General features: G+C 53.5%; 8 protein-coding genes. 3 read left to right on the forward strand and 5 right to left on the reverse strand.

Annotated elements, in window-relative coordinates; all coding sequences use genetic code 11:
* A partial coding sequence (locus D8U69_RS14805) for a carbon starvation CstA family protein (RefSeq protein WP_277751161.1) occupies positions 1-256 on the reverse strand: 256 nt, incomplete at its 3' end.
* Positions 257-605: 349 nt separating this feature from the next.
* Here D8U69_RS14805 and D8U69_RS14810 point away from each other — a divergent pair.
* From D8U69_RS14810 to D8U69_RS14825, 3 genes are all read left to right on the forward strand, one after another.
* On the forward strand, positions 606-1,973 hold the full coding sequence (locus D8U69_RS14810) for a cache domain-containing protein (RefSeq protein WP_056856657.1): 1,368 nt from the start codon (positions 606-608) through the stop codon (positions 1,971-1,973).
* Positions 1,974-2,001: 28 nt separating this feature from the next.
* On the forward strand, positions 2,002-2,634 hold the full coding sequence (locus tag D8U69_RS14815) for a response regulator transcription factor (protein WP_056856658.1): 633 nt from the start codon (positions 2,002-2,004) through the stop codon (positions 2,632-2,634).
* Between the two features lie 246 nt (positions 2,635-2,880).
* A complete protein-coding gene (locus D8U69_RS14825) occupies positions 2,881-3,204 on the forward strand; it encodes a hypothetical protein (protein WP_130907605.1) in 324 nt (107 codons plus the stop codon).
* An 88-nt stretch (positions 3,205-3,292) separates the two neighbouring features.
* On the opposite strand, the gene D8U69_RS14830 is transcribed toward D8U69_RS14825, so the two are convergent.
* The 4 genes from D8U69_RS14830 to D8U69_RS14845 all read right to left on the reverse strand — a co-directional run.
* Positions 3,293-4,180, reverse strand: a complete 888-nt coding sequence (locus D8U69_RS14830) for a hypothetical protein (protein ID WP_130907606.1) — start codon at positions 4,178-4,180, stop codon at positions 3,293-3,295.
* A 108-nt stretch (positions 4,181-4,288) separates the two neighbouring features.
* On the reverse strand, positions 4,289-5,269 hold the full coding sequence (locus tag D8U69_RS14835; RefSeq protein ID WP_130907607.1) for a YiiG family protein: 981 nt from the start codon (positions 5,267-5,269) through the stop codon (positions 4,289-4,291).
* Positions 5,270-5,444: 175 nt separating this feature from the next.
* Complete coding sequence (locus D8U69_RS14840) at positions 5,445-5,750, reverse strand: hypothetical protein (RefSeq protein WP_130907608.1); 306 nt, start codon at positions 5,748-5,750, stop codon at positions 5,445-5,447.
* 14 nt (positions 5,751-5,764) lie between these two features.
* Positions 5,765-6,285: RHS repeat-associated core domain-containing protein (locus tag D8U69_RS14845; RefSeq protein ID WP_177434572.1), on the reverse strand; the 521-nt coding region annotated here is incomplete at its 5' end.

Below are 6,285 nucleotides of genomic sequence, written 5' to 3' on the forward strand. Positions count from 1 at the left end.
GTTTGTTGGTCGGCACATAGTCCAGACCATCGTTATTGAGTACGGCGGGAGTGGCGCGATTGGGGTCCAGTTGCATCACTTTGTTGGCGATGAACAGACCGTAATAGCGGTAAGCAACGAGATAGATGGCAACGGCTGCGACTACGATCCACAGGGCGTTGATCGCTTCGCCGCGGCGCAAGGCCACGACACTCAGCGCAATCGCTCCCAGGACAGCCACGGCAAACCAGGCAAGGTGTTTAGCCAGACGGGGCATAGCGTGTCTCCTGCCACAGCCAGTGAACTGCGGCGGTAATTTTTATAATTGTGTCCGCTGTGCGGAGCTGGCCCAATATCCGCGCATGCCGTCCACAAATAAATCCGCGTTACTACGTACGTGGCCTCTACGTAGTTCTACGTAGAACATGCTGATGCAACCCCCTGCAGGAGCGAAGCTTGCTCGCGATTGCGGTGTAACAGTCACCAAGATTATTGAAAGACACACCGCCATCGCGAGCAAGCTTTGCTCCTACAGGACTTGGGCCATCAGTCATTCCGTCCTGCAACGCTACTGGCCAGGCGTATGTTTGGCATATGATCCCGAGCCTTCGCGCGCAGGAGTCAGCATGCAACTCAAACACAAGATCGTCGCCCTCGGGATTCTGCCGCTGGTGCTGGCCATTGCCGTCATCTGCGCGCTGGTGATTTCCCTGAACCGGCAACTGGGTGATCAACAGGCTCAGTTGATCGAAGACAGCATTCTGGCCAGCAAACGCGCCGAACTGAAAAACTACGTGGAAATGGCGAAAAGCCTGATCGAGCCGCTTTACGATGACGGCCACGGTGACGCCCAGGCCCAGCAAAAAGTGCTCGAAGAGTTGCGCAAACTCAGCTTTGGCATCAACGGCTACTTCTTCGTCTACGACCACGAGGGCCGCAGCCTGATGCACGCGCGGCAGTCGGAGCTGGTCGGCAAATACCTGTGGGACATGAAAGACCCCCATGGCCTGCCCGTCATCCAGGCCTTGCTCAAAAGCGCGCAATCGGGTGAAGGCTTTCAACGCTATGCCTGGAACAAACCTTCCTCGGGTCAAGTGACCGACAAACTTGCCTACGTCGTGATGCTCGATCGCTGGGGCTGGATGCTCGGCACCGGCATCTACCTCGAAGACGTCGAGCGTGCCACTCAACAGGCGCGCGACGAAGTGGCCATGGGCATTCGCAAGACCATGATGGCGATCGCCGTGGTCGCCCTCGTTGCGGTGCTATTCGTGTTCGCCACGGGCATGACGCTCAATGTCAGTGAACACCGTCTGGCGGACAAGAAATTGCAGCGCCTGACCCAGCGCATCGTCAGCCTCCAGGAGGAAGAGCGCTCACGGGTGTCCCGCGAGCTGCACGACGGCATCAGTCAGGTGCTGGTTTCGATCAAGTTTCAGTTCGAACTGGCCAGCCATCTGCTGGAGAACGCTCAGGCGCACGACAAAGGCCTGGGCACGTTAAGAAACGCCACTGAACGATTGGGCGAAGCGATTGGCGAGGTGCGCAGCCTGTCCCACGACCTGCGTTCATCCTTGCTCGATACGCTTGGCCTGTCCGCCGCAATCGGCCAACTGGCCGCTGAGTTCGCGCAACGCAGTGGTCTCACGGTGAGCTACGACGACAATGAGTTCGACTGCCAATTGGTGGATGGCGCCGACGTCGCGCTGTTTCGCATCGTGCAGGAAGGCCTGACCAATATCGAACGTCATGCCGGGGCAAAAAACGTTGCCATTACCCTGCGCGGCTGTGAACAATCCGTTCGGTTGACCGTGGTCGACGACGGCGTAGGTTTCAACGTCGCTCAGGTCGAACGCCGTCACACCGGCATCGGCCTGCGCAACATCCGTGAACGCGTCGAACATTTTGGTGGGCGCTTCGAACTGATCTCGACCTCGGGACGCAGCGAATTGGATGTCCTGCTGCCGATGCAACTGCCCACCGGCAAACGCTGATGCCCCTCAAAACAAAAGTGAGCCTCGCATGAACCTGCCCTCCCCGATCCGCGTCGCCCTGGTCGACGATCACTCCCTGGTCCGCGACGGCATCAAGGCGCTGCTGGCCGTCATGTCGCCCCTGGAATTGGTTGGCGAGGCGGAAAACGGCGCGCAGGCCATCGAAATGGTCGGCCGCTGCCGGCCGGACTTGCTGTTGGTCGACATCAGCCTGCCAGACATGAACGGCCTGGAGCTGACCCGCGTGTTGCGCAGCCAGTATCCGTCGCTCAAGGTGCTGGTGCTGAGCATGTACAACAACTACGAATACGTCAGTGAGTCAGTGCGCTCCGGCGCCAGTGGCTATGTGCTGAAGAACGCGCCGTCCCGGGAAATCATCGCCGCCATCGAAGCCATCACCAGCGGCGGAACCTTCTACAGCGCCGAAATCGCCCAGCGCTTGATCGCCGACAAGAACACCGACAACGAGCTGACGCCGAGGGAAAGCCAGGTGCTCGCCAAAATGGCCCAGGGCTTGAACAACAAGGAAATGGCCCGGGAACTGGACATCAGCGTGCGCACGGTGGAAACCCATCGCCTGAGCATTCGCCGCAAACTCAACATCGACAAGCCTGCGGCGCTGGTCAAATACGCCCTCGATCACGGACTGATTTCCCGCTGACACCCCGCCCCCCTGTGGCCACTGCAAAAGCCTGTGGGAGCGGGCTTGCTCGCGAAGACGTCGGCATTGCTAGCAATGTTATCGACTGACACAACGCTTTCGCGAGCAAGCCCGCTCCTACAAGGAGCACCGAATCATCCATTGACTGCATCGATAGTCACCATTGACTCAATGAAGTTCTCATAAAAAATCCACGGCGTAACATCTGCTCCATACCAACCCATAAGCACCCCGGAGCACACGATCATGAAACGCCAGACCCTCCTCAGCATCGCTTTCTCGGTTTTCGCAGTTAACGCTTTCGCCGCAACTTCTGCTCAACCTGTGGTCGCTGAAGGAGGTTCTGATCGCCTGATCGAAAACCGTGTGGCAGCCGATGGTTCCGACAAGTTGATGGAGGACCGCGTTGCTGAAGGCGGTTCCGACAAACTGCTGCAGAACCGCGTCGCTGAAGGCGGCTCTGACAAACTGCTGCAGAACCGCGTCGCTGAAGGTGGCTCTGATAAACTGCTGCAAAACCGCGTCGCTGAAGGTGGTTCGGATCGTCTGATCCAGAATCGCACTGCCTGAATACGTTGCCCTACCACCGCCCTCAAAAAAACCGGCCTGATCAGCCGGTTTTTTTTGTACTGCTCAGCCTGACGGTGCTCTGGGATTCTCAGGCCAGACTCTCAACAGTCTCACCGCTGCTTGCCCGTTGAGCATCAAGCAGCACATCCAGCGTCGTGAGGAACAGGTCATGACTCATGATGCCGGTGCACACCGTTGATAGAATCTGATTCCCCACCTCGTCTTTCAGAGTGACCTTCTCACTCCAGGCGTTCAAATTGACTGAAGCAAGGGCCGACACCGGGACTTTACGTCCGTCAACTTCCAGAAACTCGCGTGTCACAATAATTGTTTGAGTGACGACATTCAGGAAGTCCCCCGAGACTCGCTTGCGCCAGACCTGCCCGGTCGGCACATACTTGAAGGTCACTGCGCCGTTAGACTCAAGTTTGTTCATCATAACCGGCAGACACTCGCGAACATGCAACTCACGCATCAGTTGCTGGAATTCCTGAAAGCCTTTCAACGACTCGATGACGCGATGAAACGGCTCACTTTCGTTACGCCTATACGCCAGGTTGGTGATCAGGCCAGTGAGTACGGTTTGCCCAGAACTGAACAGGTAAAGGTCTTCTATTTCAGTAAACGCCGTATATTGTTGCTGCTTTCCACTGACAGCAACAATGCCGTGCTCGTAAACCTCATAATGGGTTCCGCGCAACTTCTTCTGCCACGGATAAAGCCCGAACAAGACCGCCGAGGTGACGACCAACAGGCCACTGACTGAATAGATCAACAACTGCGGGCTGGAACCACGACTGGTGTTCGCCCCGGAACTGGCCACCGGCAGTATGGTACCCAGGTACAACACAAATCCCGCCATACAGAACAGGACGATTGCGAGCAACAGCAAGAACACCAGAAAGCCTTTGCCGTGACGGAAGGTGGAGATCAGTTGACCTGTCACCGTTGAAGCGGGTGTGGGTGATTGCTGCATGAGATGGTTACTTCCCTAGTGGTTGATTGTAAAAAACAACGTAATCCAGACGACTATCCTTCATTAAGAGGCGTTGCCTGCGAACACTGTCGACTCCATTGCAAACCTTCAGATACAGGTTGTACGGTTCAGCCCATTGATCACAGAGTCAAAGGATTGCCCAAAAGTCTTGGCATCTCGCTCGATGGGATTATTCATTTTCCACATCATTTGTCGTTGCTCATCAGGCTTGTAGCCACCGCTTCTCGCCGTGTTGATCGCTTCACGCCCTTTACCAACAAAACGATTCAAATCACTGAGCAAGACACTGCATTTGAGAGCTGGTGTCTGGGCCTTGCCCTTCTTGTCCCAACCATCGATCATTTGGGCAGTCTTATTCAGGCTGTCTTCAAAATGTTTGGTAGCTTCCTGCGCACCAGATGACTGGAAAAAATCGCCAGACAATCGAACGGATTGCTTGGCGTAAAGCACGATGCCTGCACGGTAATAACCCAGGCTGTCTTTCTCGGCGCTATCAAAGACTGTCTGGGTGTTTATTTCGTCGAGCTTGTTAATACCGGCATAAAACTTCGCCTGCTCAACGGCAACGGCTTCCAAGGCTGCATCCAGCAATGGCTCCATTTCCCTGGCTTTTTTTCCGTCATCGGCAAGGTATCCCTTGGAATTGGCATAGTTGGCGAGTTCTGTGTGGACAGGCTGCAATTTTGCGAGCGCTACAAGCATGCCTTTCGCAGGTTCATCCAGTTCTGGCATCGGGTAAGAGAGTTCCAATGCTTTGTTAAGGTTATCTTGCAGAATGCTGATATCATAACTGTTGAAGATGTAATAACTCGTCAGTTTCTTTCCTGACGCGAGGGTTTCAGAATATTCGGCCCTACGCTTCTCTAGTGTGGTGACGAAATCCCCGCCCCTGTTCGCTGCCTCGACATAAATATTGTATTTTTCTATCTCTGCCTGGCTTGAGTTCCGCTCCTCCAAATGCTCCTGATTGTGGGTCGCAACGTCTTGGGTGTTGCCGGATTTGTCACATCCGCTCAGGAAAATCCCTACCAACATCAACATCCCTGTCAGCATATTCCTTGAATACATGTTACTTCTCCCTATCCATAAAAAACCTATTAACCCCGCCAAAACCACCTTTCAGTACAGCTTATGCACACCCTCCAGCCTCATGCTCCTTTCAACCACTCTTAGTAGTTAAAAACCGCCACAGTAAAGTGCGCAAAGACCTGTAAAACTAACAGGTCACTAACTTAACGACCAACTAGCCTTGAAAGTCATCATTCTCAAGATAGTAAAGTGTCGCCTCCAAATACTTATTCAAATCAGGCTTTATTTTACTTCGATCCGCGACACCCTTAATATCCAGCAAAGTAGGACACTCGACAAACGTACGCTTAGACTTTTCGCACGCAATTTCCTCCAGATCATTTTCTGCCACATAAAAAATTGCCGAACTTACAGCATCCTTCGATGCTCTATCAACTGTAGAGTCTACGAAGATCCACCCAACAGCAGGTAGATGCTCTAGTTTCAGAATAAGATCAGAAAAACCTTTATATTCTTTCATAAAAACTCTCTTTATTATCGACAGGCGGTACCACCGCCCCATTTATTCCGCCCACCCTTGCTATCTGGATGGTATATTTTGTGATATGTTTGATGATCTAGCCTATCAACCAACTGAAGCGATCCGGGCTTGTCTCCATGATGCCAGGTCATACCCGGAGGAGAACTGCCACGGAACGAACCATCTACCCGAGGCTGAACATGCTCCACAACGCCAGGATACTTCGACTGCAACGTCTTTTTAAATTCATAGTCAACTTTAACGCGTTCATATACTGATTGATTGGCACGACTGAAGTGCTCAACATCTGTCATTTTGAACTCAGATTTCATCAGGGTGTGTTCGTGACTAGCATGGTATTTACCTAAGTCACGTACGTCTTCTCCATTGTACCAGCCAAGTGGATCTATCCAACGTACTGCATTAATCGCATATTGATATAGATTATCTCCCCCCAACAACCCAATCGGATCCTGCGTTACAAACCGCCCCACCTCCGGATCGTAATACCGAAACGTGTTGTAGTGCAGCCCCG

The organism is Pseudomonas sp. Sample_16, from assembly GCF_004307665.1.
GTDB lineage: Bacteria > Pseudomonadota > Gammaproteobacteria > Pseudomonadales > Pseudomonadaceae > Aquipseudomonas.